The organism is Planotetraspora sp. A-T 1434, assembly GCF_025420585.1.
Taxonomy (GTDB): Bacteria; Actinomycetota; Actinomycetes; order Streptosporangiales; family Streptosporangiaceae; genus JAOEGB01.
Window position 1 is genome coordinate 34,814 of sequence record NZ_JAOEGB010000030.1, and the last position, 24,281, is coordinate 59,094.

Genomic DNA, 24,281 nt, shown 5'->3' on the forward strand with positions numbered 1-24,281 from the left:
CCGACTCAGCATCACTGAGGCGGTAGCCGCTTGGAAGGTTCTCAGCCGCTGGGTTTCGACACTCGAGCACCAGATCCGCTGGTGGTCATGGACCTTCAGTGGCGCCGTCGGCCCGCCGTACCGGCGATTCCGGAAACGCTGAGCGGGCGGGTCCGTGAAGAGCGCCGGCCGCCGGAGGGCGCTCCTTCAGCCGGCGTGCCAGACGCCCTGCCTTGGCCATGTCCCGTGCCCACACATGCCGGAGTTGATCGATCTGGTCCGTCGCGGCTCGTGCTCCGCCGAAGTATTCCGCCAGGGGTTTCGCCACCTTCTCCTGTACGGCCAGCAGGTCGAGGAGCAACTCCGACTGCGCCGAATAGACGGGCAGTTGAGGACCTCGTGGGGCGATGAGTCCCACGAAGAACAGACGCGCGGCATTGAGGGGCAGCACGCCGCCCGCGACCCTCAACGGAACGCCTCCACGGGTCTCGAGGGCGGAGGGCTCCAGGAACCGGAGGCTGACCTTGAATCCCGAGGCCCACAGAATGGAGTCGAATTCCTCGGTGGTCCCGTCGGCGAACGACACGGCCCTGCCGTCGATGGCGACGACCTCGCCCACCACCCGGATGCGACCGTGGTCGATCCAGTAAGTCAGAAGGCTGTTGACGACGGGGAGGTTCTCGAAGAGGTTCCGGCTGTCGGGCTTCGGGAGCCCGCGATGGCTTTCCGGGTCCCCCACGGCGATTCTCACCAGCTCACGCAGCACGCGCTCCTGAAGCCGCGGCGGCAGTTTCGCGACGAGTTTCAGCTCGCTGCGCGGCCTGCCGTACAGCGTCTTGGGCTGGTAGACCCGGCCGCCCCTGATCGAGATGCTGGTGGTGAAGCCGGCCTGCGCGGCGTCGACGGCCAGGTCGCATCCCGAGTTGCCCGCGCCCACCACGAGCACCCGCTGTCCTTCGAGATCCCGGGTGTTGGTGTATTCGGAAGAGTGCAGAGAAACACCGGTGAATTCACCGGCGAGATCGGGGAGGGCGGGATCCCACAGGTGTCCGTTCGCCACGACGACCCCGTCGAAACGCCGTGTGGCGCCATCAGAGGTCGCGACGAGCCAGCCCTGGGTTGAGTCCCCGTTGACAGGCCTGACCTCGACCACCTCTGTGAAGAACAGAATGTGCTCGGTCAGTCCGTTGCTCGTTCCGTAGTCGACGATGTAGTCCCGCATCTGGTTCCGGCTGGGAAACGTCGGATAGGTGCCGGGCATCCCGCGGTCCGCGAAGCCGGAGGAATCCCGGGGCGTGATCAGGTGCAGTGCCTCGTAGTCCGTGTGCCAGTGCCCGCCGACGCGGTCGCTGCGTTCGAAACATGTGACATCGTGGCCCGCGCTCACCAACGCCTTGAGCGCGGCCAGGCCGGCTGCTCCCGCGCCGATGACGCAGTACGCGGGTTTGGTGGACTTTGTCACGTTGATATTCCTTCAGGAGGCCCTGTGCGGGGGCAGCGCGTCGAGGTAGTCGTTCAACTGGACGACGAAGTCATCGGGGAGACCGGCTGAATGCGATCCTTCGCGCACCAGGCCCACGTAAGCGTCGTCGGGGGTCGCCGGTCGCAGAGGATCCGTCAGGAAGTACGTCGTGACCACCATGGGCAGGCCGTCCACCGTGGTGACGTCGATGGGAAGGCGCCGGAACCAGTCGCGGCCGACACCTGACGCCCGATCGAGGTCTGCCATCTCCGAATCGGTGACCCGGTAGACGACTCCGTACGCGTTCGTTCCCGGCGCCTCGGCCAGGTGGCATCCCACGCGACCGGCTTCGTCGCTGTAGGCCCAGAATTCCAGCCGATGATCGGGGAAGGAGGCGACCGCGATCTTTTCGGCGCCCGGACAGTATTTCCGCATCTCCTCGGTTCCCAGCAGGGTGCCGTAACCGAAGTAGTAGGTGGTGGATTCATCGGGCGAGGTCATTGTCATTCCTCTGAGTAGCGGGGCTTCGGGAGGCGGGGTTCACCCGATCGTTCGTTTGGCGTATTCCGCGCCGGACACCGGGAACCCGGCACCCGCGAATCGATTCAGGTTGAACGGCGTCAGATCGACGGTCGTCGCGTCGTGGCCGAGGATCAGCTCGCTGAGGGACAGCCCCGCCGCCGGTGCCACCTTGTGCCCCTTGCCGGCCGCGGCGACATTCAGGTACAACCCCGGCATCTGATCCACCCCACCGAAGATGGGCTTGCCATCGGGGGCGTAGGTGTCGGCTCTGGTCCATGACCGCCTGACCCTCGAGCGGCCGAGTGACGGTATGCGGGAGGCGACCTTCGCGATCCCTTCCGCGTCGGCGGCCGGATCGACGCGCAGGTCGTAGCTGTCGGGATCCACGGGCTTCGCGGTGAACCGGTCTCGAAGCGTGATGATGCCGCGACCACCGGGCCGGGGCGTCAGCCAGGAATCGGTGATCGGATCCATGTACGAGCTGACTCGGCCGAGCTCTTCGGGAAGGTCGATCTCGCCTACGGATATCGCCCGTGACTCCAGCGGCAACGCGATGCCCGCCGACGCGGCGAGGGGCTTCGACCAGGCGCCCGCCGCGAGCACGACGGTGCGCGTGGCGATGATCTCCCCGCCGGCGGTCTCAACGCCTGTCACTCCGCGGGCATCGACCAGGATCCGGGTGGCGTCCGTGGGGCTCACGCGGACGCCCAGTCGCCTGATCGCGGCAAGAAGCGTCGTCGTGCACAGCCAGTTGCCGGCCGTTCCGGCGTTGGGCTCATAGACCGCCGCGCCGATCCCGTGGAGGTCGAAGTAGGGGTGGAGTTCGGCGATCTCCGCGGGGCCGAGAACGAGCGCTTCCACTCCGAGGTCATGCTGAATGGCGACATTGGTCTTGAGGCTCTCGACCTCGTCCTCGCCGACGAAGCGGATGAAGCCCGAGGGGAGCCACCCGTTCGGCGCCCCCACGTGTTCCTCCCAGTGCTCGAAGAACGGCATGCTCGCCGCCGCCAGGGCCGCCTCGGGCCTGTTGTCGTGGTGGGTTCTCAGCAGGCCGACAGCGTCCTGAGACGCGCTACGGCCGGCCATGGTTCCGGTCAGGAGAGTGACCTGGCCCGCGCCCAGTCGGGACAGGTGATATGCCGTCGCGGCACCGTTGAGGCCGCCGCCGATGACGACGACGTCTTGTGTCACGGTCATGGGTGTTGGTTCGCTTTCTGCCGGCGTCGGGGTGCGACCGTCGGCTATTCGTCCGAGAGGGGGACCGGGTTGGCGCGTCCGGGATCGGGGCATGCCTCGGCCGCGTCATACGTCGCCCGCAACTCATCCCCGTAGGACCGCGGCAGGGTCCACGCCTCGATGCCGGTCAGGATGTGATCCCACTCGTAGTCCGGGACCTTCATCGGCTCACCCGGATTGTTCAGGCAGTACGTCCAGCAGTCGTAGACGGCGCCGTCATCCCCGTACACGCTGAGGAACCGCGCCCCATTCGCCGCGAAGACCCGCGCGTCATGAGGCAGGCCCATTTCGATGATCGCGCCATATGCGACCCGGCCCCAGGCGTCACCGGTGTCCGAGAGGTGACACCAGCCCTTGCTGCCTTCCGAGTCCGCCGACCGGCGGAACTCGACTCGCCGGTTGTGAGCTCTGCCGAGGGTGACGACCCTCGCGCTGGGAGCCCTCGCCTTGAGGAGGCGAGGGTCCAGCCAGGTGCAATAGGCGAAGTAGTAGCCGATCTCGTCCGTCATGAAATCTCGTCCGTCATGAAAGTCGTGTTCTCCCGTTACGCGGCTTCCGTCGTACGGTGGCCGCCGCTCTCGATGTGTAGAGCCGCTGCGATTAGAGCCGGTGTCTTTAGAGCGCTGTGATCAGAGCCTGCGATCAGAGTCGGTGCGATTCGACGAGGCGGCGGAGGAATGCCTGCGTCTTCGGCCGATCCGGGTCGGACAGAATCTTCGCCGCGGGGCCTTCCTCGTATATCGCGCCGTCGGCGACGAAGCACACACGGGTGGCGACCTCGCGCGCGAAGCTCATCTCATGGGTCGCCAGCAGCATCGTCATTCCCTCGTTCGCGAGTTCGCGGACGATTTCCAGGACCTCGCCGACGAGTTCCGGATCGAGCGCGGAAGTGATCTCGTCGAGAAGAAGAGCCTGGGGGGACATGGCGAGCGTGCGGGCGATCGCCACGCGCTGCTGCTCGCCTCCCGAGAGCGCCTCGGGATACTTGTCGACCTTCTTCGACAGGCCGACGCGGGAGAGGAGCCGAAAGGCGATGTCTCGTGCCGCTCCCTTGTCTCTGCCCAGAACGCGCCGTTGAGCGACCATGACGTTTTCGATGGCCGTCATGTGCGGGAAAAGATTGAAATGCTGGAAGACCATGCCCACGCGGCGGCGCACGGCGTTCATGTCCACGATGGGACTCGACACCTCGAGGTCCCCGACGAAGACGGCTCCGGTCTGAATGGACTCCAGGCCGTTGACGCATCTGAGCATGGTGGACTTGCCGCAGCCGGATGGGCCGATGAGGCACACCACTTCGTGCTTGTCGACCCGGAGATTCAGGTCGTTCAGCACATTTATGGGCCCGTAGGTCTTTCCCACATGTTCAAGTCTGACGAATGACATTCACTCACGCCTTTCCCTGGCGCTTACGCGCTGAGCGCATGATGATGTAGTCCGTGAGCCGTGACAGCGGCAGCGTGACGACAAGGAAGCACAGGGAGACCCCCACCAGGGGGCTCAGGTTGGACATGAAAGTGACCTGGATCCTCGCCGTCGTCAGGCCTTCGACCAGGCCGAGCACGGACAGCAGCGACGTGTCCTTGAGCACGGAGATGTACCAGTTGAGCAGCGAGGGCAGAGTCGACCGGATCGCTTGGGGCAAGATGATGTGGCGCATGGCGCCGAAATATCCGAAGCCCAGGGAACGCGCCGCGGCGAGTTGCCCGCTCGGAATCGCGTCGATCGCTCCGCGGAAGATCTCGGCGACGTAGGCGCCGTAGACCACGATGAGGGCTATGGCACCCGTTTGGTACAGCGACATGGTTGCGAAGAAGCCGATGCCGGTGGCGGGCAGTCCGAACCCGATCAGAAGGATCGTCAGAAGGCCGGGAAGCGCGCGGAACAGGTCGATATAGCCGACGACGATAAGTCGTATGGGGAGATATGCCCGGCCGGGCAGGGAGCGGCCCACCGCGAGAACAAGGCCCCAGATCACGATGCCGATCTCGGCCGTGATGGAGACGGTGAGGTTGCTGACAAAGGCGCCGGCGATGTCCGGGATGCTCTTGCTGAGGGCGTCGAGGTCGAAATACGCACGCAGCACGGCGTGATCGTTGAGCAGGAGAAACGCCGCGACCGCCACCACAATGAGGGTGGTGAGGGCCGCGCCGAACGCGTATGTGGCCCAATTCCGTGCCCTCAAGGCCTGCGCGACGGCGGGCTTCCCCTCCCGCACCGACCTGCGATATCTGACCGCGTTGACGAGGGAGACCAGCCCCACCGGCGGGAACAGCACCGTTGCCACGATCGGTGGAATCATGCTCGGGAATCCGTGCGGTGCGTTGTCGCCATCAGAATCAACCTGCCCGACGACCAACAGGCCGTCCGGCGACTGCGCCGGATTCTCAATGGTTTGATCCATGGTTCGCTTCCCTGCTCGGCGGGAGAGCGCGGCCATCCCGGGGGATGACGGCCGGGCTCTCCCGCGTGATCACTTCTTCGATGGCCGGCCGGAGCCGGCCGCAGAGGCCGGCATCAGCCGAACGACGGGCATGTCGGCACGGAAGCCGGATCGACTCCACCGAGAGTGGGCAGGACGTTCTTTTCCTGCATCGCCTTGATGGTTCCGTCCGCCTGGTACTTCTTCAGCAGGTCCTGAACCTTGGGGAAGACCGCTGCGCCCTTGTTGAGAATCCAGGCGTATTGGCTTTCCTCGGGCAGTTGGCAGGCGGCCTGCATTCCGGAGTATTTGGGGGTCTGCATCTTGGAAAGGATCGTCGGCAGGTTGCCGAGGGCGCCGTCGATGCGGCCGTCCATCACCGCGTCGTACTTCTGCTGGTCCTCGTCGAAGCCCAGAGGCTTGACGTTGGGCTTGATCACGTTGTTGATGTATTGGGACGTGTCGCAGGCTCCGCAGGAGCCCAGCTTCAGCCCTCGGATCTTGTCGGCGGTGCTCGCGTCAACGCCCTTCTTGGTGGCGATCGCGATGTGGTCGGACCAGATCGGAGTGGTCATATCAAATTTCTTGACGCGCTCCGGAAGGATCGAGAACGTGTCGGCTGAAATGTCGTAGTTCTTCGCCTGGCCGCCGATCATGGCCGTGAAGTCGATCTTGTTGTATTCGACCTTGAGGCCGAGGTCCTTGCCGATCTTCTGAGTCAGGTCGACGAAGTAGCCGCCCGTCGGGGCGGTGGGGTCGCTGCCTTCGATGAAGCCGGGGTAAGGGAAGTCCGCGAAAACCACGGTCAGCACGCCGGGCTTGACGGTTTCGATTCCGGACTTGTTTCCGGCGGCCGGGTCGGAGCTTCCGCATGCCGCCGTGGTGAGGGCAGTGAGGAACACCGCGCCGATGGCCAGAGAAATGCGCTTCGTGGTCATCGCTTGCCTTTCCATGCTTCCCGGCGTGGTATCCCAGTTTGGGTGTTCCACTCCGGACCGGGGGGTCGCGCTTTTTCGGGGTGCTGCAACAAGTGATAGACCGTTGTGCTGTCGAATTTCCATCCGCCGCGGCTGAGGGCAATCACTGTGCTGCGAGTCTCACGGGCGCCGGATGCAGTGTCCAGACGATAAGCGCGCGCCAATATTGCGCTGAGGATTAGCGATGCTAACCGCTGTATTCTGGATCTTGGCGCGGCCGGTTGAAGTGTTCGGCTGTGGGATTGATTTCGCGCCCCGGCCGGCGTGGAGGCCCGTCAGGCGCGCCGGGCGGGCGGAGGTTCCACAGGCCCCCGGCGTCGCCTGGATCGGCTCACGGGCCTCCTGTCCGGGACCCAGGATCCGCCTCTCGGCCGGCGTCGGCGGGCACGGGGTCTCCGACCCCGGCAGAACCGAGATCCAACCTGACGGCAGTGCGGCCGGCAACTTGCCTCTTGACTCACCGTGCCCGGCCAGCTTTAAATTCAGACCATAAAATAAATAAGAAACCTTCCTGTCAGTATCGGGGCCGCCCGTCGCGGGCTGCGGGAAGGCGGACCAAGGGAGGTTCTCAAGCCCTTAATTCGGAGGTTAGTTCAAGTCAAGCCTCTCTCGGAGAAAGAGACACGCCCCCATGAAATCGCAACGCTCCGGCCGCCACCTGCGTCTCCTCGTGGGCGCGCTGGTGGCCGCCCTGTCCCTCGTCGCGACCGGCGTCGTCCCCGCGTGGGCGGCCACCGGAGAGATCACCGGCTACGGCGGCAAGTGCGTCGACGTGGCCGCCGCCAGCAGCGCCAACGGGACCCAGGTGCAGCTCTACACCTGCAACGGCACCGGCGCCCAGCAGTGGACCGTGGGCACCGACGGCACCATCCGGGCGCTCGGCAAGTGCCTGGACGTGGCCGCCGCCAGCAGCGCCAACGGCACGAAGGTGCAGATCTGGGACTGCAACGGCACGGCGGCGCAGAACTGGACGGCCGGCTCCGATGGCACGCTGCGCGCTCTCGGCAAATGCCTGGACGCCACCGGACCCAGCTCGGCCGACGGAACCCCGCTCCAAATCTGGGACTGCTTCGCCGGCGCCAACCAGCGGTGGACGCTGCCCAGCGGCACGACCCCGCCGCCGCCACCCCCGCCCGGCAAGATGCCCGGCGCGCCGTACCTCTACATGGGCTGGGGCAGCCCGCCCAGCGCCACCTCGGTGATGAGCGCCACCGGGATCAAGTCCTTCACCATGGCGTTCATCCTCTCCGGGGGCGGCTGCACGCCGATGTGGGACGGCTCCCGCCCGCTCACCGGGGGCGTGGACGCGCAGACGATCTCGTCGATCAAGGGGGCGGGCGGCAGCGTCCAGGTCTCCTTCGGCGGCTGGTCGGGCAACAAGCTCGGCCCGAACTGTTCGTCGTCCTCCGCCTTCGCCGGCGCGGTGCAGCAGGTCATCAACGCCGTCGGCCCCGCCGTGGTGGACTTCGACATCGAGAACACCGACGAGTTCCAGAACTACACGGTCCAGGACCGCATCCTGGGCGGCCTGAAGATCGTCAAGCAGAACAACCCCAACGTCAAGGTCGCCCTCACCTTCGGCACGACCACCAGCGGGCCTGACGGCGACGGCACCCGGCTGATCAACCAGTCCCGGGCGCTCGGCGTGCCCATCGACAACTACACGATCATGCCGTTCGACTTCGGCGGCGGCGCGAACATGTACCAGAGCACGGTCAACGCGGCCGAGGGCCTGAAGACCGCGCTCAAGAACGCGTGGGGCTGGACCGACGCCCAGGCGTACGCGCACATGGGCATCTCGGGCATGAACGGCGTGTCCGACCAGAACGAGATCACGACCCAGTCCACCTGGACGCAGATCCGTGACTGGGCCAACTCCAAGGGCCTCACCCGCCTGGCGTTCTGGTCGGTCAACCGCGACCGTCCGTGCGCGGGCGGCGGCCTTCAGGAGACCTGCAGCGGCCTGTCCGGTAACAACTGGGACTTCACCCGCATAACCGCCGGTTTCTAATCAGCTCGTCGTAGCAGCCCGGCCACCGTCACGAGGCGGTGGCCGGGCGTGCGTGGCGTGCGTGGCGGGCGGGTGCGACGGCCGGTCACTCCGTCGCGGCGGCGGTGGGCTGCTGGGCGGCCGTGGGCGCGATCCAGACGCTTCGCACGTTGGTGAACTCCCGGACGCCGGCCGCCCCCAACTCCCGGCCGTACCCGCTGCGCTTGATGCCGCCGAACGGCACCCGCGGGTCGGAGGAGACGAACGAGTTCACGAACAGGCACCCGGACTCGATCCGGCCACCCACCGCGAGGGCGTGCTCGACGTCCCGGCTCCAGACGCTGGCCGCCAGGCCGTACTCCGTGTCGTTCGCCACGGCGATGGCCTCCTCATCGTCCTGGACGCGGATCAGGGCGGCGACGGGGCCGAAGGTCTCCTCGGAGAAGACCGGCATGTCCCGAGTGACGTTGGTCAGGACCGTCGGCGCGAAGAAGTTGCCTTCGCGGTCGATCCGCTCGCCGCCGCACAGCACCTTCGCGCCCTGCGCGACGGACTCCCGCACCTGGTGCTCTAGGTGGTCCAGGAGGTCCGCGCGGGCGAGCGGCCCCACGCTCGTGCCTTCGGCCGTGGGGTCGCCGACGGTCGCGGCGGCGATGGCGTCGACGAAGAGGCGCTCGAACTCGTCGGCGACATCCGCGTGCACGATCACCCGCTTGGCCGCGATGCACGTCTGACCGGCGCACATCAGACGGGACTTCGCCGCGTGAACGGCGGCCGTCCGCAGGTCCGCGTCCGCGAGCACCACGAACGGGTCGGAGCCGCCGAGTTCGAGCACGCTCTTCTTCAGCGCCTTTCCGGCCGCTGCCGCCACGTGGCCGCCCGCACGGGTCGACCCGGTGAGGGTCACGGCGGCGATCCTGCTGTCGGCGATGAGGCGGTCGGCCACGGCCGGGACGTCGCTCTCGTGCACGACGAGCGTGCGCAGCACCCCGCGCGGCAGCTCCGCCGTGAAGACCTCCTCGATCGCGAGGGCAGAGCCCGTGACGTTCGGCGAGTGCTTCAGCAGCACGGTGTTGCCCGCCAGCATCGCCGGCACGGCGAACCGGAAGAGCTGCCAGAACGGGAAGTTCCACGGCATCACGGCCAGCACGACGCCCAGCGGTTCGTAGACGATGTAGCTGGATTCCGCCGCGGTCTCGATGTGCTCGGGCTTCAGGAGCTCGGCTCCCGACGTGGCGTACTGGTCACACTGCCAGGCGCACTTGTCGATCTCCGCCAGCGCCTCGGGCAGCGGTTTGCCCATCTCCGCGGTGATGAGCCGGGCGAGCTCCTCCCGCCGCGACCGGAGAACGCCCCCGACCGCGCCGAGACGCCTCGCCCGCTCCTCGACGGCGACACCGCGCCACGCACGCGCCGCGCCGTACGCGTCGGCCAGCGCCTGGTCGATCTGCTCCTCGGAGAACGCCGGATACGAGCGCAGAGGGCGCCCGGTGGACGGGTTGACGGTGTCGATGGTGCGGGTCTGGATGGGGGTCTCGGTGCGGCCCTGGGTCTCGCTGGTCATATCAGTCCTTGCCGGGTTGTCGGTACCGCGGTGCAGTTGAAGGGAGTGCGGTCAAAGGGAGCGCGGTGAGGGCACTAGGCCTCGCGGTAGCGCGGGCCGCGCTCGATCACGCGCGACAGCAGCTCCTCGTCGATGTCCTCGGCGATGCCGACGACGTGCGGCTGCTGGCCGGTGTACCCGAGCAGCCCGCGGACACGCGGGTTGGTGTAGTAGCCCCCGGCCACGATGAGGCAGAGGGCGTCGTGGGCGGTGGGGTCGAGCGCCCGGAGTTCGGCCATGACCTCCGGCGGATCGGTGTCGACGGTGAGCGTCCATGCGCGCAGCAGATGGTGGGTCAGGTCCGGCCGGCTCCTGAGCACCACGTCGAGCTGGCGGGCGGCGACGCCCGCGTCACTCGCGGCGGGCATGGTCTCCGACGCGGGGATCAGCAGGTCGGCGACGCGCCGCAGCCAGTCACGGCACTCGTCCGGTACGGCCGGCTCGTCGGCGGGGCCGGCGACGTCGACGGAAACCGCCTGTGTGGTCATTTCCGCAGCCTCCTTCACTCGTCCCGCCATCAGGCGGGGATCCGCTGCTGCCTGCGGTTGGCGACCAGGTGCTCGGCCGACCGCAGGGCGAGCGCCACGATGGTGCTCGTCGGGTTCACGCCACCCGACGTGACGAACACGCTGCCGTCCATCACGTAGAGGTTCGGCACGTCATGGCTCCGGCCGAACTCGTCGACCACGGAGGTCGCGGGGTCGGCGCCCATCCGGGCCGTGCCGAGGAGGTGCCAGCCGGAGTAGCGCATCAGCGACTCCGTGGCGATGTCATAGGCGCCTGCCTCGCGCAGCGACTCGGTGGCGCGCGCGATGTGGAAGTCCAGCAGCCGCCGCGAGTTCGCGCCGACCTTGTAGGTGATCTTCGGTGCCGGGATGCCGGAGGAGTCGGTGAGGGACGAGTCGAGCTCGACGGCGTTCGACTCGTCCGGCAGGTCCTCGCCGAAGATGCCCCAGCTGATCGTCCGGCCGAGGTGGCGGCGCACGTGCTCGTGGTGCTCCGGCCCCCACGCGTCCTCGCCGGCTCGCGTGGGCAGTGCGGCGTTCAGCGGCCCACCCGTCGGCGCGAGGCTCCACTTGGCGCCCCGTACGAAGTCGCGGTCCGGGTCGGTCTCGTAGAACTCGTAGCAAGTGATCTTGGCTCCGACATGCCCGTTCCAGCTGGCCATGTCGTCGTCGAAGTAGCCCATGACGTTGGCGAAGGGGTGCACCATCAGCCGCCGCCCCACCAGGCCGCTGGAGTTGGCCAGGCCCTGCGGGTGAAGCGGCGACGCGGAGTTGAGCAGGATCCGGGGCGTGCCGACCGCGTTGGCGGCCAGGATGACGACGTCGGCGCGCGCGATGTCCCACGACCCGTCGGGACGGACGAACTCCGCGCCGGTCGCCAGGCCCTGGCGCGAGACGAGGATGCGGGCCACCCTCGCCTCCGTGATGAGCCGGGCGCCCTTGCCGATGGCGGCCGGCCAGTGGGTCAGGTCGGTAGACGCCTTGGCTCCTTCGGGACAGCCCTGCATGCATGCGCCGTACTGGACGCACGGCCGGCGTCCGGCGTAGGGAGCCGACAGTACGGCCTGCGCCGCCGGCCACCAGTGCCAGCCGAGCCGGTCGTGCGCGCGGGCCATCCGCAGCCCGGTCTGGCCGATGGGCAGGGGCGGCAGCGGCGGTTCCGCCCCGTCCGGGTAGGCCGGGTCGCCGCCGGCACCGGAGACCCCGAAGGCCACGTCGGTGCGCTCGTAATAGGGCCGCAGGTCCGCGTAGCGCAGCGGCCAGTCGTCGGCGACGCCGTCCAGCGACCGGACCCGGAAGTCGGACGGCAGGAGCCGGGGCCAGTCCGCCGCATAGAGGGTCATGCTGCCGCCGACACCGGCGTACATGAGCGGCACGATGTCGGAGTCGCCGTCGTCGATCGGGTAGTCGCCGGCGTTCCGCCGTACGTTCGGGCTGCCCGACCACTGTTTGCGGGCCTCGAGTTCGTAGGTGACCCGTTGCGCGGGGAACTCGGCCCGGTCGGGCCACGTGCCCTGTTCGAGGCACAGCACATCGAAACCCGCGTCCGCGAGCGCGGTGGCCGCGACACCGCCCGACGCCCCGGCACCGATGATCAGAACCTCGGCCTGTTCCATGCTGTCCTCTTCCGCGCTGCCTCGGAAACCGCTTTCCCGCCACCATATGAAAGCGCCCAAACGGTGGCAAGGAGGTGATCCCCACCGCTCCCCGGCGCCGGGTCAGCTCCGCGCGGAACCTCTCCGTCGCGCCGTGGTTCTCCGTCTACCGCATGCACCGCAGAGGGCTGTAGAGGGCTGTAAAGAAAGGCGAGGGATGTCCGCACCACTTGGGTTCGCGATGGACACGTTCGGGGATGTCACCGTCGGCGCGGACGGGAACCGCTTGCCGTACGCGCAGGTGATCCGCAATGTCGTCGAGGAGGCCGTGCTCGCCGACCGCGTGGGGATTCTGGCCGAGACCCCGGCCGCCGCGCCGACCGCCTGAAGCGTCGACGACCGCAACCAGGAGGCGGTCGCCACGCTGTCAGCTGACGGCCGGGCGTCGAAGACGCCTCCGGCATCCGCCCTGAACGGCTGAGCGCCTCATGCGCCGGGGGCGCTCGCATCGAGCAGACGCCCCCCGGACAGCCGCAGCCGGCGGGTCACTCCGATCTCGGCCAGGAACCGCTCGTCGTGGCTGACCACCACGAAGGCGCCCTGGTACGACTGCAGGGCGCTTTCGAGCTGGGCGACGCTGACCAGGTCGAGGTTGTTCGTCGGCTCGTCGAGGAGGAGCAACTGCGGCGCCGGTTCGGCGTACAGGACGCAGGCCAGGGTGGCGCGCAGCCGCTCGCCGCCGGACAGCGCCCCGACCGGGAGGTGGATGCGGGAGCCCCGGAACAGGAAGCGGGCGAGCAGGTTCATCCGGTCCGCCTCCGGCATTCCGGGCGCGAACGCGGCCAGGTTCTCCGCCACCGTGCGGTCGAGATCCAGCAGGTCCAGCCGTTGCGACAGGTACGCGACCCGGCCGTCGGCCCGCCTGGTCCCGCCGCTCTCCGGCTCCAGGTCGCCGTTGACCACGCGCAGCACGGTCGACTTGCCGGCACCGTTGGGGCCGGTCAGAGCGATCCGCTCGGGCCCCCGGATCACCAGGTCGGCGCCCTCCCCGGCGAACAGGGCCCGCTCACCGTAGCGGACCTGCATCCGTTCGCCGAGAAAGACCGTACGTCCGGCCGGGACGTTGGTCCCGGGCAGTTCCAGCGCGATCCTGTCCTCGTCGCGCAGGGCGCGGCTCGCCTCGTCGAGCCGGGCCTTGGCGTCGCTGACCCGCGCGGTGTGCGTCTCGTTGGACCTCCCCGCCGACTCCTGGGCGCGCCGCTTCATCGTCCCGGCGAAGATCTTGGGTAGGCCGGCGCTCTTGAGGTTGCGGGCGGCGTTGCCGGCCCGGCGCGCGGCCCGCTCACGGGCCTGCTGCATCTCTCGCTTCTCCCGCTTGACCTCCTGCTCGGCGTTGCGGACGTTCTTCTGGGCGACCTCCCGCGCGGCGCGTACGGCTTCCTCGTAGTCGGTGAAGTTCCCGCCGTAGAACCGGAGCTCGCCCCGGTCGAGCTCGGCGATGCGGTCCACCAGGTCGAGCAGTGCCCGGTCGTGGCTGACCAGCAGCAGGCAGCCGTTCCAGTCCTCGAGCACGCCGTAGAGCCTGCGGCGTGCGTCGAGATCGAGGTTGTTGGTCGGCTCGTCGAGCAGCAGGACGTCGGGCCGCTTGAGCAGCTGTGCGGCCAGGCCGAGGGAGACGACCTGGCCGCCGCTGAGGGTGTGCAGGCGCCGGGTGAGGGTGACGTCCCCGAGGTCGAGCCGGTCAAGCTGGGCGCGGGTGCGCTCCTCGATGTCCCAGTCGTTGCCGATCGTGGTGAAGTGATCTTCGCTCGCGTCTCCGGACTCGATGGCGTCAAGCGCCGCGATCACCGGGGCGATCCCGAGGACCTCGGCCACGGTCAGGTCGCCGGCCAGCGGCAGCGTCTGGGGCAGGTAGCCCAGCACTCCCTCCACCGTGACGGATCCGGCGGCCGGGCGAAGCGCACCGGCTATCAGCCTGAGCAGTGTGCTCTTACCCGCGCCGTTGGGCGCCACCAGGCCGGTGCGTCCTGCCGGGATGGTGAAAGAGAGGTCCTCGAACACCGGGGTGTCGTCGGGCCAGGAGAAGGACAGGTTGGAAACCCTGATGAGGGCGTCGGACATCGAATCGCTTTCGCGTTCGGCCGGCACGGCGAAGCCCGTCCGGCGAAATGGTCAGGACACGAGGACATCGCCAACGGCGGTCACGCGATCTGCGCGTCACCGATGGCCATGAGATCCGGGATCACCCGGAGATGTCGTCGTCGCCTGCCATGTCATGCTCCGTTCCGCCATTACTGCCCCAATACGTTATCAGCCCGAGAGCCCCTGCTTCGTTCGCCGACGCCTCCTGCCGGCCTCCTGACCGACGGCGACGCCGAGCCGCGTACGTGATCCATGCGGCAACCATCCGGATGGAGGGCCCTCAGTGGATGGGCAGGCCTGGATGTGGGGCGCTGGGAACAATGCCCATCATGGTGTTGGTGATTGCCCACCGTTCGTGGTCCCGCCATGCGCCGTCGATGAACAGCAAGTCGGGTGAACAACCCTCGTAGCGGAAACCGTGGCGTTGGACCAGTTTCAGGGAGGCGTGGTTGCCGGGTTGGATCTGGGCTTCCAGCCGGTGGAGGCGCAACTGCTCGAAGGCGTAGCGCAGCACCAGGCCGAGACCCTCGGACATGTACCCCCGGCCGGCGGTGGAAGCGAAGGCCGCATAGGCGAGAGAGGCCGACTGAAAGCGACCGCGGATGATGCTGTTGATGTTGATGATGCCCGCCATGGCGCCGGTGTCCCGCACACACACCAGTAGGCATTCGGCGGACAGAGGGTCGTCGAATCGCCGGAGGTAGGTTTGGAATTCCCCCGGTGTGGTGGGCAGGGACACCCACGGATGGTGCAGGTCGACGCTGGCACGTACCAGTTCGATGAATTCGTCCTGATCACGCATGGTGATCGGGCGCAAGGTCACGGAGAACCCAGGTCGTGTGGTGACCGTCGTGGTCAACTTTCTCTCCTGCGAGCGCGGTAGGCGGCGGCATTCACCTTGTTACGGCATTTCGTGCCGCACCATTCTCGGCGTGACCCACGCGAACGATCCATGTACACCTGCGTGCACCCGGGTCTGCCGCACTCCCTGAGCAGCAGGGCTTCCGGCCCGCTGAGGATGTCGATGGCGGTCCGCGCGACGGACGACATCGCCTGCTCCGGAGTGGCCTCGATCCGGCGCCCCGCGGAGGTGAGCTGCGGGATTGTGGAGGGTGTGCGCGCTGCGCGATTCACGAGCGAGAGCGCGCTCTCGTTGAAACTCTCGTCCGCCAACCTCGCGGCGATGAGCGAGTAGATCGCCTCTCGGAGTGTCACCGCCTGGGAGACATCCGACGGTTGGCAGTTCGTGTCGCCGTCGACGACTCCGGACTCCCGGAACCACGCGTCGAGGCTCCGCGCCGATTTGAGCATTTCCAGGGGCGCTGCGTTGCGTCGCGCACGCAGCGTTCCCACGAAATCGAGCGCCGGATTGCCGCAGGGGAAGGCGTGTTCCATGGTCATTAGTTTGACCGCTGACGGACGGCCATGCAACTATCGTCAGCAGTTGAACTGATGAGGCACGGACGTGCGGGTCTCATCCGGGCAGTGAGGAAGGGGGGCGCATCGTGGCGCATCCCGTTCGGGAAGGGGGCGAGCCGGCGAATCCAGCCCCGTCGCCGCGCCATCAAGTCATCCGGCTTGCGTCCGCGACCGGAACGCTTTCACAGAAAGGTGAATGAGATCGACAGGCGAACGTTTTCCAAGATGCTCACCGCAGGGGCGGTCGCGGCTTCACTGCCCATGCTCTCGGGGGCCACGCTCGACAGGAAAGAACCAGCGGTTCTGCCCGGAATCAAGCCGGGAACGAACACGTCTCCTGGCTCGCTGAAACAGATCAATGCCGGCGTCCTGAACATCGGATACGCGGAAGCGGGCCCCGTCGAAGGTCCTGCGGTGATTCTTCTGCACGGCTGGCCCTACGACATTCACAGCTATGTCGACGTGGCGCCTTTGCTGGCGGCGGAGGGCTACAGGGTGATCGTCCCGTATCTCCGCGGCCATGGTACGACGCGCTTCCTCTCAAGCCACACGTTCCGGAATGCGCAGCAGTCGGTGATCGCTCTCGACATCATCGCCCTGATGGACGCCCTCAAGATCGAAAAGGCGATCCTGGCCGGTTTCGACTGGGGATCGCGGACGGCCGATATCATCGCGGCGCTCTGGCCCGAGCGCTGTAAGGCCCTGGTGTCCGTGACCGGCTATCTGATCACCAACCGTGAGAAGAACAAGCTGCCATTGCCACCAAAGGCCGAGTCGGCGTGGTGGTATCAGTATTATTTTGCCACGGAACGGGGCCGGCTCGGCCTCGAGGAGAACCGGCACGATTTCGCGAGGCTCATCTGGAAGAATGTCTCCCCGACGTGGGACTTCGACGATGCCACTTTCGATCGCACCGCGGCGGCCTTCGACAATCCTGACTACGTCAGCATCGTGATTCACAACTACCGGTGGCGCCTGAGTCTGGCGAAAGGTGACCCACGATACGACCGTCTCGAAAAGCGACTCGCGGAAGGTCCTGTCATCGCAGTGCCTACGATCACCCTCGACGGTGAGTTGGATCCCTTTACGCCTGCCGGCGACGGCGCGTCCTATCGCAACAAGTTCTCCGGAAAATACGCCCACCGAACTCTGAAGGGCATCGGTCACAACCTGCCGCAGGAAGCACCCGAAGCCTTCGCCGAAGCCGTCGTCGAAGTCGACGGGTTTTGATCGGCATTAGAGTTACATAACTCCGGCCTTACAGCTCTCTGGCCTCTTTATGCCTTGCGGACTGTCTCACGCCGTCCGCCGCCGGCCGTACGGGTGCGCGACCCGGTACGCGAGCGCCCGGAAGGTGCGCCCGGCCCGCTTCTGATCTGCGGCGCGACAGGCGTGGACGGCACGTGAAGCAGACGTGCACGAGGTGTCAATGCCGGGGCGCTTCCATGGGGACGTGATCGGAACGACCGATCGCAGGTGACCCAGGGGGAGTAGCTCCCGATGACCGACAAGAAGATCATCGCCGTGGTCGGCGCCACCGGCCAGCAGGGCGGCGGTCTGGCCCGTGCCATCCTCGACGACCCGGCGGGACGGTTCGCCCTCCGCGCGCTCACGCGGCGGCCCGACTCGGACGCCGCGAAGGCGCTGGCCGACCGCGGCGCCGAGGTCGTGGCCGCGGACGCCGACGACGAGGCCAGTCTGACGAGGGCACTGCAGGGCGCGTACGGCGCCTACTTCGTCACCGCGTTCTGGGAGCTCCAGTCCGTAGAGCGTGAGCAGGCCCAGGCCCGCGCGATGGCCGCGGCCGCCAAGGCCGCAGGGCTCCAGCACGTCATCTGGTCGACGCTGCCGGACACCCGCAAGCACATCCCGCTCCACGACGATCGCGTGCCGACGCTGCACGGCAAGTACAAGGTGCCGCACTTCGACGGCAAGGGCGAGGCCGACTCGTTCTTCACCGACGCGGGTGTGCCGACCACGTTCCTGTCCACCACGTTCTACTTCGAGGCGTTCCTCGATCTCTTCCGCCCGGCGCGCGGTGAGGATGGCACGCTCGCGCTCCACCTCCCGATGGGCGACCGGAGGCTCCCCGGGATCGCGGCCGAGGACATCGGCCGCACCGCGTTCGGCATCTTCGAGCGCGGCACGGGGCTGGCCGGGCAGACGGTCAACGTCTCCGGCGAGAACCTGACCGGCGAGGAGTACGCCGCGGCGTTCGGCAAGGAACTCGGCGAGAACGTCGTCTACCGGCCGATGAGCCTGGACGTGGTGCGCGCGATGTCGTTCCCGGGCGCCGACGACGCCGCGAACATGTTCTTCTTCTACGCCGAGCACGAGGACGCGTTCGCCGGCGTCCGCGACCCCGAAAAGGTGCGGGAGCTCAACCCGCGGCTGCAGGACTTCGCCACCTGGCTCGCCGCCAACCACGACAAGTTCGGAGACCTGCGATGACAGCCATGCAGTTCGGCATCTTCACGGTTGGCGACATCACGCCCGATCCCACGACCGGGCGCGCTCCGACCGAGTACGAGCGGATCAAGCGGTTGGTCGAGATGGCGCTGAAGGCGGAGGAGGTGGGCCTCGACGTCTTCGCGACGGGCGAGCACCACAATCCGCCCTTCATGACGTCCTCGCCCACCACGATCCTCGGCTACATCGCGGCGCGGACCAGCAAGATCCTGCTGTCGACGTCGACGACGCTGATCACCACCAACGACCCAGTGAAGATCGCCGAGGATTACGCGACGCTCCAGCACCTCGCGGACGGCCGGATCGACCTGATCATGGGCCGCGGTAACACGGGCCCGGTGTATCCGTGGTTCGGCAAGGACATCCGCGACGGGATCGCGCTCGCGGTGGAGAACTACGCGCTGCTGCGCCGGTTGTGGCGCGAGGACGTGGTCGACTGGCAGGGCAGGTTCCGCACGCCGCTGCAGGCGTTCACCTCGACCCCCCGCCCGCTCGACGGCGTGCCGCCGTTCGTCTGGCATGGTTCCATCCGCAGCCCGGAGATCGCCGAGCAAGCCGCCTACTACGGCGACGGGTTCTTCCACAACAACGTCCTGCTGCCGATAGAGCACACCCGGCAGATGGTCGACCTGTACCGCACCCGGTTCGAGCACTACGGGCACGGGCCGGCCGACCAGGCGATCGTCGGGCTCGGCGGGCACGTTTTCATGCGGCGCAATTCCCAGGACGCGATCGCCGAGTTCCGGCCGTACTTCGACAACTCCCCGGCGTACGGCAACGGGCCGTCGCTCGAGGAGACCATGCGGTACACGCCGCTGGTGGTGGGCAGCCCGCAGGAGGTCATCGACACGACGCTCCAGTTCCGGGAGCACTTCGGCCACTACCAGCGCCAGCTGTTCAACGTCGACGGCATGGGCCTGCCCCACAAGGCGGTGCTGGAGAATATCGAAATGCTCGGTGAAGAAGTCGTCCCCGTGCTCCGTAAGGAGTTCGCGGCAGTGCGTCCGGCGCACATCCCGGACCCGCCGACGCACGAGTCACTGAAGGCGGCGAGAGCCTGATGAAGCGCACCATCGCCGTTGTGTCCGCCGGGCTCGGCCTCCCGTCGTCGAGCCGGCTGCTCGCCGACCGGCTGGCCGCGGCCACGGAGCGGGAGCTGCGCCAGTTGGGCGACGAGGCCGAGGTGCGCGTGGTGGAGGTCCGCGACCACGCGCACGACCTGGTCAACAACCTGGTCAGAGGCTACCCGTCCCCGGAGCTCCAGGATGCGCTCCACGCGGTGACGGGAGCCGACGGGCTGATCACGGTGACGCCCACGTTCGCCGCCTCCTACAGCGGAATGTTCAAGACGTTCTTCGACGTCCTCGGCATGATGGACGGCGAGGCGCTGGCGGGCAAGCCGGTGCTGATCAGCGCGACCGGCGGCACCGCGAGGCACTCGCTCGTGCTGGAGCACGCTCTGCGGCCGTTGTTCACCTATCTGCGGGGTGTGGTGGTGCCGACCTCGGTGTTCGCGGCGCCGGAGGACTGGGGCGGCGCGGCCGCCCCGGACCTGCTGGCCCGCCGGATCGACCGGGCCGCGGCTCAGCTCGCCGCGGAGATCCACCGGCGAGATGCGCCGGTTGGCCGAGATCCGTTCGAGCCGACGCCGTTCGAAGACCTCCTCAATGCGGGCTGACCCGGAATATCGGCCGTACGCCGGCGGTTGCGCCGCTTGAGTGTGCGGTCGGTTCCCGAGGAGGTCTGGTGGGCGAACAGCTGCGGTTCGAGCTGCTCGGTCCGGTGCGTGCCTGGCGCGGGGACGTTGAGATCGATCTTGGCTCCCCGCAGCAGCGGGCGATCCTCGCGATCCTCCTGCTACAGGCAGGCACGCCCGCCTCGGCCGACCAACTGGTCACGGCGATCTGGGGCGGCGCTCCGCCGCCCGCCGCGATCGGCATGGTCCGCTCGTACGTGTCCCGGCTGCGCCGCGTGCTCGATCCCGGCCACCCGGCGGCGGTGATCGAGTCGGTCGGCGGCGGCTACGCGGTGCGGGCCGAGGAGCTCGACCTCACCGAGTTCCAGCGGCAGCTCGGGGTCGCCAGGGAGGCCCGCCGCGCCGGTGACGCGCCCGCCGCGGCGACCGCGCTGCGCACCGCGCTCGATCTGTGGCACGGCACGCCGCTCGCCGGCGTCAACGGCGAGTACGCCGAATTCGAACGCACCCGGCTCGGGCAGTTGCGGCTCACGGTGATCGAAGACTTGGCGGCGGCTGACATCGAGTCGGGCAGGCCCGTCGAGGCGGCCGCCGAGCTGGCAGAGGTGATCGCCGAGCAGCCGCTGCGGGAACGGCCACGCGAGCTGCTGATGCTCGCGTTGTACCGGTCGGGCCGGCAGGCCGACGCGCTCGCCGTGTTCGGGGAGGTCCAGCGGCTGCTCGCCGACGAGCTGGGCCTGGACCCCGGCCCGGACCTGCGGGAGATGCAGCGGCGGATCCTCGTGTCGGACCCGGCGCTGGCCGCTACCGCCGCCCCGACGCTGGCGGTAACTCCGTCGCGCATCCCCGCGCAGCTGCCGCCGGACCTGCCGGACTTCGTCGGCCGAGACGAGACGAAATCTCGTATGGCCGACGCACTGACCCCGTCCGGCGCGAGCGTGCCGGTGGTCGGTGTCGAGGGGCTCGCCGGCATCGGCAAGACCACTCTCGCCGTGCACGTCGGGCATGTGGTCGCCGCGAGCTTCCCAGACGGTCAGCTGTTCGTCGACCTCGGCGCGGCCGGCGAGCCGCTGGCCGAGCTGTTGCGTGGCGTCGGCGTGCCGTACGCGGGGCTGCCCGAGTCGTTCAGCGAGCGGGTGGCGTTGTGGCGGACGCTGACCACCGGCCGCCGGCTGCTCGTCGTGCTGGACGACGCCCGCGACACCGAGCAGGTGCGGCCGCTGCTGCCCGGCCCAGGCGGGTCCGCGGTGATGATCACTGCGCGGCAGCGGCTGTACGGCCTGGCGTACGCGCACTGGCTGAAGCTGGGCGGGCTGAGCGAGGACGACTCGGTCGCCCTGCTGGAACGGCTCATCGGCGTCGAACGGGTGCGCCCGGAGCAGGCGGACATCCGCGAGATCGTCCGGAACACCGCCGGCCTGCCGCAGGTGCTGCAGGTGGTCGGCGCGCGGGTCGCCGCCCGGCCGGGCTGGAGCATCGCGGAGGCGAGGCAACGGCTCGCCAGGCCCGAGCCCGGCTCGCCAGTGCTCCCGCCGGACTGCGCGGCCATCGACCGGCCGTACACCTCGGCGATGGAGCAGCTGTCACCCGCGCAGGCGATGGCGTTCCGCCTGCTCTCCTTGGCGGATCGGCCGGACGTCTCGCTCGCCGCCGCTTCGGCCCTGTTGGACCTGCCGCCCGGCGACACCTCGGCGCTGCTGGAGTCCCTCGTGGACATGCACCTGCTGGAGCCTGGCGGCCCGGACCGGTACTACTACCAGGAGCCACTGTGGAATTTCGCCCGCAGCCGCGCGTTCGCCGACGACGGTCCTGAAGCGAGCCAGGCGGCGCTGACCAGGCTCGCCCGGTTCTACAGCGCGGAGGAGGCTCGGTTTGGCGCCGGACACCACTTCAATGAGCGACTGCGCCTTCAGATCTAGGGGACAGATGCGGGTATGGCGTTGGTGGTCGGCGGCTGCGCTGCTCGCACTCTTCCCCACCATCCTGGCCTGGTTCGGTGGTGAGCTCATCGCGAGTACCGGGCTCTTCTACTCCGACATACAGGTCGTGGACGGGATCGGGATCTATCCTCTGGCTCAAGCTCTCGGCGTCGGCTACCTGGGCTCTGCGGGCATAACCGCCATGCGGGCGCTCTGGGACACGGAAACAGTCATACTCGCTTTCGCTCTGCCTGTGCCCGTGATGGGCGTCGCGGCTTTGCTCCGGCGACGGTGGCAGGACCGGATCACCTTGGTCGTGGCCGTCGTACTGGGCGTCCTCGCGGCGATCAACGTCGCCGCCAACGTTGTCGGCCCCTGGTCGAGCCTGACCCAGTGCCCACCGAGCGACCTCATGGGCCTGCCTGAGGACTACTCCTGCTACAGGAACGGCACGGGCGTCGGCATCCCGCCCTTCCTGTACGGCCCCGCGTATGCCTTCGCCGCGTACATTCTGGTCGCCCTTCGCCGTCGAGGCCTCGCCGATGCACCCCGCGAACCTGCGCGGACACCGTAGTACTCCGCGCCCCTGACCAGCCACGCCACTCTGAACCGAGCGACCCTCGCCCGTGGATGGGTTCCTGCGGGCCTGGTGGTTGATGGGTCGTCCGATGGCTCGCCACGCGCGGCCTCGCCCATCGCGCATTCATTGACCCGCGCTCACACCCCTGGCTTCGACGGCGGCGTCCAGGGTTGGGAAGGCCGGGACGCCGGCGAGAGGGCTGTCGACGATCGCGTCGCGGGCGTCGAGGTAGAGGTGGGCGAACATCAGGACGCGGCCACGATGCTCCACTCGCCGACGGATGTCGATCAGGGCGTCGATGACGTTGAGCCGCAGCTCGAAGCTGGCAGCCAGGTCGAGGACGAGCGCGTCATGCGCCCGGTCGTCCCGTGCGAGCTCGGCATCCACCGCCGCGGACAGACGGTCGACGTTGGCGAAGAACAGTTGCCCGTCGGGGCGCAGGATCGTCACCCCGTCCGTGCTGACGAGGTCGGGGAAACGCTCTATTGCCAGGTAGGCGGTCCCGTCGCGCGTCCGGCCGAGCTCAGAAACCCGCAGTCGGCTCGTGTCGGCGATGAAGATCAGCAATGACAGTACGACGGCGATCAGCAACCCCGGGATGAGCGTGAACATCATGACGCCCAGGACGGCCGATCCGGCGACGGCGAAGCCGCGGCGGTCGCGGACCAGGTACGTCCGCAGGGGATCGAGTGCCAGGAAGGGACGCACCGCCGTGATCACGACTGCGGCGAGCGCCGGCTCGGGCAGCAGCCGGAACGCCGGTGCGAGCGCCAGGGCGACCAGGAGCAGCAGCGCCGCGCACAGCACCGGCATCCAGCGAGTCCGCCCGCCACCCGCCACGCGCGCCGCGCTGCTCGCCGACGGGCTGCCGCTGACAGCCAGGCCGCCGAACATCCCGGCGAGCAGGTTCGCGACTCCCGAAGCGATCATCTCGCGGTCCGCGTTCAGCGGCGCCTCGTCGGCGTCGCGCAGGCGCTCGGCGACCCCGTGGCTGAGCACGAAGACGATCAACGCGAGTCCGGCCGCGGTCGGGACCAGGCCCAGCCACTCCCCCGCGCTCAGCTGAGGCAGGCGTAACCGTGGGAGGCCCGCTGGCACATCCGCCACATGACGGACTCCGTGCCGCTCCAGTTGCAGCGCGGAGGACGCGGCGGCGGCCACGACCAGGACGAGCAGCGTGGCTGGAACCCGGGGCAACCAGGTCTCCAGCACAACCAGCGCGAGCAGCGCGACGAGCCCGGTCGCCAGCGAGGCGAGGTTCCATCGCGGTACGGCGTGCACCACATCCCAGGCGCGCACGAAGACGTCGCCGGCACGGGTCTCCACGTCGACCAGCACCGCGACCTGGCGGACGACGATCACCACCGCGAGCCCGAACAGGAAACCGCGCAGGGCCTCCGGCGCGAGGAAGCGGGCGATGAAACCGCAGCGGAGCAGGCCCGTGACGACCAGCAGTGCGCCGGTCGCCAGGGCCAGCGCCGCCGCCAGCCTCATCCGTTGCACGGGATCGGGAGACAGGCCGAGCACTGCGGCGGAGGAGATCACCGCGGTGGCGGCGGTGGCGCCGACGACGAGCCGCCGGGACCGGCCGAGCACCGCGTACGCGAGCACGCACAGCGGTGCGGCGGCCAGGCCGTAGGCGGGTGGGACCCCTGCGATCTGCGCGAACGCCACCGTCTCGGGCGCCAGCAGCGCCACGGCGGTCAGCGCGGCGACGATCTCCACCCCGAGGACTTTGGGGACAGGCATCTTGCACCTTTCCGC

22 protein-coding genes are annotated in these 24,281 nt (G+C 68.3%); 8 read left to right on the forward strand and 14 right to left on the reverse strand.

Annotated elements, in window-relative coordinates:
• Nucleotides 1-85 precede the first annotated feature (85 nt).
• The 7 genes from N5079_RS30030 to N5079_RS30060 all read right to left on the reverse strand — a co-directional run bounded on the left by N5079_RS30030 (nucleotide 86) and on the right by N5079_RS30060 (nucleotide 6,682).
• Nucleotides 86-1,441, reverse strand: coding sequence for a flavin-containing monooxygenase (locus tag N5079_RS30030; RefSeq protein ID WP_261587531.1), 1,356 nt, complete (start codon nucleotides 1,439-1,441; stop codon nucleotides 86-88).
• 12 nt (nucleotides 1,442-1,453) lie between these two features.
• Nucleotides 1,454-1,942 carry a gamma-glutamylcyclotransferase family protein gene (locus tag N5079_RS30035; RefSeq protein ID WP_261587532.1) on the reverse strand — a complete coding sequence of 163 codons (489 nt, stop codon included), beginning with the start codon at nucleotides 1,940-1,942 and terminating at the stop codon, nucleotides 1,454-1,456.
• A 39-nt stretch (nucleotides 1,943-1,981) separates the two neighbouring features.
• A complete protein-coding gene (locus N5079_RS30040) occupies nucleotides 1,982-3,160 on the reverse strand; it encodes an NAD(P)/FAD-dependent oxidoreductase (RefSeq protein WP_261587533.1) in 1,179 nt (392 codons plus the stop codon).
• A 44-nt stretch (nucleotides 3,161-3,204) separates the two neighbouring features.
• Nucleotides 3,205-3,708 carry a hypothetical protein gene (locus tag N5079_RS30045; RefSeq protein WP_261587534.1) on the reverse strand — a complete coding sequence of 168 codons (504 nt, stop codon included), beginning with the start codon at nucleotides 3,706-3,708 and terminating at the stop codon, nucleotides 3,205-3,207.
• A 133-nt stretch (nucleotides 3,709-3,841) separates the two neighbouring features.
• On the reverse strand, nucleotides 3,842-4,585 hold the full coding sequence (locus N5079_RS30050) for an amino acid ABC transporter ATP-binding protein (RefSeq protein ID WP_261587535.1): 744 nt from the start codon (nucleotides 4,583-4,585) through the stop codon (nucleotides 3,842-3,844).
• Nucleotides 4,586-4,589: 4 nt separating this feature from the next.
• A complete protein-coding gene (locus N5079_RS30055; protein ID WP_261587536.1) occupies nucleotides 4,590-5,639 on the reverse strand; it encodes an amino acid ABC transporter permease in 1,050 nt (349 codons plus the stop codon).
• Between the two features lie 77 nt (nucleotides 5,640-5,716).
• Nucleotides 5,717-6,682 carry a transporter substrate-binding domain-containing protein gene (locus tag N5079_RS30060; RefSeq protein ID WP_261587537.1) on the reverse strand — a complete coding sequence of 322 codons (966 nt, stop codon included), beginning with the start codon at nucleotides 6,680-6,682 and terminating at the stop codon, nucleotides 5,717-5,719.
• Between the two features lie 547 nt (nucleotides 6,683-7,229).
• On the opposite strand from N5079_RS30060, the gene N5079_RS30065 reads away from it, so the two are divergent.
• Nucleotides 7,230-8,609 carry a ricin-type beta-trefoil lectin domain protein gene (locus N5079_RS30065; RefSeq protein WP_261587538.1) on the forward strand — a complete coding sequence of 460 codons (1,380 nt, stop codon included), beginning with the start codon at nucleotides 7,230-7,232 and terminating at the stop codon, nucleotides 8,607-8,609.
• An 85-nt stretch (nucleotides 8,610-8,694) separates the two neighbouring features.
• On the opposite strand, the gene N5079_RS30070 is transcribed toward N5079_RS30065, so the two are convergent.
• From N5079_RS30070 to N5079_RS30080, 3 genes are all read right to left on the reverse strand, one after another.
• Nucleotides 8,695-10,152: an NAD-dependent succinate-semialdehyde dehydrogenase gene (locus N5079_RS30070; RefSeq protein ID WP_261587539.1), complete on the reverse strand. Its 1,458-nt coding sequence runs from the start codon at nucleotides 10,150-10,152 to the stop codon at nucleotides 8,695-8,697.
• A gap of 74 nt (nucleotides 10,153-10,226) precedes the next feature.
• A complete protein-coding gene (locus N5079_RS30075) occupies nucleotides 10,227-10,679 on the reverse strand; it encodes a hypothetical protein (protein ID WP_261587540.1) in 453 nt (150 codons plus the stop codon).
• Nucleotides 10,680-10,708: 29 nt separating this feature from the next.
• On the reverse strand, nucleotides 10,709-12,313 hold the full coding sequence (locus N5079_RS30080; protein ID WP_261587541.1) for a GMC family oxidoreductase: 1,605 nt from the start codon (nucleotides 12,311-12,313) through the stop codon (nucleotides 10,709-10,711).
• Nucleotides 12,314-12,509: 196 nt separating this feature from the next.
• Here N5079_RS30080 and N5079_RS30085 point away from each other — a divergent pair, with 196 nt between their 5' ends.
• Entirely contained in the window at nucleotides 12,510-12,680 is a 171-nt protein-coding gene (locus N5079_RS30085; protein WP_261587542.1) for a hypothetical protein, read from the forward strand.
• Nucleotides 12,681-12,778: 98 nt separating this feature from the next.
• Here the strand turns inward: N5079_RS30085 and abc-f are convergent, their stop codons facing one another.
• The 3 genes from abc-f to N5079_RS30100 form a co-directional block, all read right to left on the reverse strand.
• Nucleotides 12,779-14,413, reverse strand: coding sequence for a ribosomal protection-like ABC-F family protein (gene abc-f, locus N5079_RS30090; RefSeq protein WP_261587543.1), 1,635 nt, complete (start codon nucleotides 14,411-14,413; stop codon nucleotides 12,779-12,781).
• 301 nt (nucleotides 14,414-14,714) lie between these two features.
• Nucleotides 14,715-15,293 carry a GNAT family N-acetyltransferase gene (locus tag N5079_RS30095; RefSeq protein ID WP_261587544.1) on the reverse strand — a complete coding sequence of 193 codons (579 nt, stop codon included), beginning with the start codon at nucleotides 15,291-15,293 and terminating at the stop codon, nucleotides 14,715-14,717.
• Nucleotides 15,290-15,829 carry a CGNR zinc finger domain-containing protein gene (locus N5079_RS30100; RefSeq protein ID WP_261587545.1) on the reverse strand — a complete coding sequence of 180 codons (540 nt, stop codon included), beginning with the start codon at nucleotides 15,827-15,829 and terminating at the stop codon, nucleotides 15,290-15,292. Before N5079_RS30100 ends, N5079_RS30095 begins: the two co-directional genes overlap by 4 nt.
• A 216-nt stretch (nucleotides 15,830-16,045) precedes the next feature.
• On the opposite strand from N5079_RS30100, the gene N5079_RS30105 reads away from it, so the two are divergent.
• From N5079_RS30105 to N5079_RS30130, 6 genes are all read left to right on the forward strand, one after another.
• Entirely contained in the window at nucleotides 16,046-17,083 is a 1,038-nt protein-coding gene (locus N5079_RS30105) for an alpha/beta fold hydrolase (protein WP_261587546.1), read from the forward strand.
• A 270-nt stretch (nucleotides 17,084-17,353) separates the two neighbouring features.
• The gene (locus N5079_RS30110) at nucleotides 17,354-18,304 is read left to right on the forward strand and encodes an NmrA/HSCARG family protein (protein WP_261587547.1); all 951 of its coding nucleotides are present in this window, start codon (nucleotides 17,354-17,356) and stop codon (nucleotides 18,302-18,304) included.
• 5 nt (nucleotides 18,305-18,309) lie between these two features.
• The gene (locus tag N5079_RS30115; protein WP_261587584.1) at nucleotides 18,310-19,383 is read left to right on the forward strand and encodes an LLM class flavin-dependent oxidoreductase; all 1,074 of its coding nucleotides are present in this window, start codon (nucleotides 18,310-18,312) and stop codon (nucleotides 19,381-19,383) included.
• Nucleotides 19,383-20,000: an FMN reductase gene (locus tag N5079_RS30120; protein WP_261587548.1), complete on the forward strand. Its 618-nt coding sequence runs from the start codon at nucleotides 19,383-19,385 to the stop codon at nucleotides 19,998-20,000. The genes N5079_RS30115 and N5079_RS30120 overlap by 1 nt, the downstream gene beginning before the upstream one ends.
• Nucleotides 20,001-20,068: 68 nt before the next feature.
• The gene (locus N5079_RS30125; RefSeq protein ID WP_261587549.1) at nucleotides 20,069-21,937 is read left to right on the forward strand and encodes an AfsR/SARP family transcriptional regulator; all 1,869 of its coding nucleotides are present in this window, start codon (nucleotides 20,069-20,071) and stop codon (nucleotides 21,935-21,937) included.
• Nucleotides 21,938-21,944: 7 nt separating this feature from the next.
• Entirely contained in the window at nucleotides 21,945-22,511 is a 567-nt protein-coding gene (locus N5079_RS30130; protein ID WP_261587550.1) for a hypothetical protein, read from the forward strand.
• Nucleotides 22,512-22,640: 129 nt separating this feature from the next.
• On the opposite strand, the gene N5079_RS30135 is transcribed toward N5079_RS30130, so the two are convergent.
• The gene (locus tag N5079_RS30135; protein ID WP_261587551.1) at nucleotides 22,641-24,266 is read right to left on the reverse strand and encodes a SulP family inorganic anion transporter; all 1,626 of its coding nucleotides are present in this window, start codon (nucleotides 24,264-24,266) and stop codon (nucleotides 22,641-22,643) included.
• Between the last annotated feature and the right edge of the window lie 15 nt (nucleotides 24,267-24,281).